General features: G+C 39.6%; 1 protein-coding gene and 1 pseudogene. Both read left to right on the top strand.

The window, feature by feature from the left end:
- Positions 1-314: pseudogene (locus tag ACFIL8_RS05660) on the top strand (baseplate assembly protein); the annotation flags it as partial.
- 259 nt (positions 315-573) lie between these two features.
- Positions 574-1,125 (top strand): YbfB/YjiJ family MFS transporter (locus tag ACFIL8_RS05655; protein ID WP_375689103.1); only part of this gene is annotated, 552 nt, incomplete at its 3' end.

Genomic DNA, 1,125 nt, shown 5'->3' with positions numbered 1-1,125 from the left:
TTTTTACTGCTGCTGATAAAAAACAAAGCTATATTAAAAGTAGCCTTTATACCCTTCAATACTATTGATTTTTGGTTGTTACCGGATGAAGGTTCCTTTGTTTTGGAAAGAGCAGAGCAGAATTTAAGAGCAGAATGGGCGCGTGCGCAAAAGCTTGTCCTTGATCTCTCTTTAAGTTGGATACTAAGCCGCTTGATGGTTGAGGGTGTTCACCATGTGAACATAACGCAACCTTGTGAGGGTATTTTAGTCATACCTGATGAAGCAGAGCTTTAGGGGATATTGTCTTGTTTGAACGGGGGCGTGCTTATTGATTTCCTCGTTGTTATTGCTGCTTAATTTCAGCCATTATTTTCTGAAAAAGAAGCTTTGTAGGGAGAAGATCATACATGGAGCAGGGCGTAAAACGATGAAATGCATATAACTGATCCAGTAATGTTGACAATAATCGCTCAATATGTTCCTCTGGTTGTTCAAACAAATGGCTAGATTGGCTTTTATTCTCTGAGATAAGTGCTACCCTCGATGAGATAGAATGCGGATGAGCGAATTATTCGTTAAGGGATTAGAGTAATGGGGGGGAAAAATAATCGTCAAGATTTGAGTTATTTCAAAATCGCTGTGTTCGGTATGATTATTATGATTTTGGGGATGGGAATTGGGCGATTTTTCTATACGCCGGTATTTCCAGTTATGTTGGATGAAGGATTGTTTACCTTTAAGCAACTTTCTTATATAGCTAGTGCTAATTATGGCGGTTATTTAGTTGGGAGTATGTTTTTTTCGTTTTGCAGAGTTGGGAATATATCCCGTGCTCCCTACATGCTATTTGGTGCAGCTATAGTGACGAGTGCACTTATTTTTGCCATGGCGTTAACAACAAACTTTTACTTGGTCTTCTTTATCCGCTTTGCTGCCGGTATCGCGAGTGCAGCAATGATGATTTTTGGTTCTATGACGGTTATGCAGCATAGTCACAAGCTGTGGGTTATTGCTTCGCTCTATGCAGGTGTGGGAGTTGGTATTCTGCTGGGTAATGAGTATGTTATTATTGGTTTGAGTAAATCGCTGAACGCGAAAAATATTTGGTTTGGAGCTGGTTTTATATCTGTTGTATTGTTGCTC

The sequence above is a fragment of the Bartonella sp. AP57NXGY genome, assembly GCF_042195805.1.
GTDB lineage: Bacteria > Pseudomonadota > Alphaproteobacteria > Rhizobiales > Rhizobiaceae > Bartonella.
This window is presented reverse-complemented; position numbering and strand designations above follow the sequence as displayed.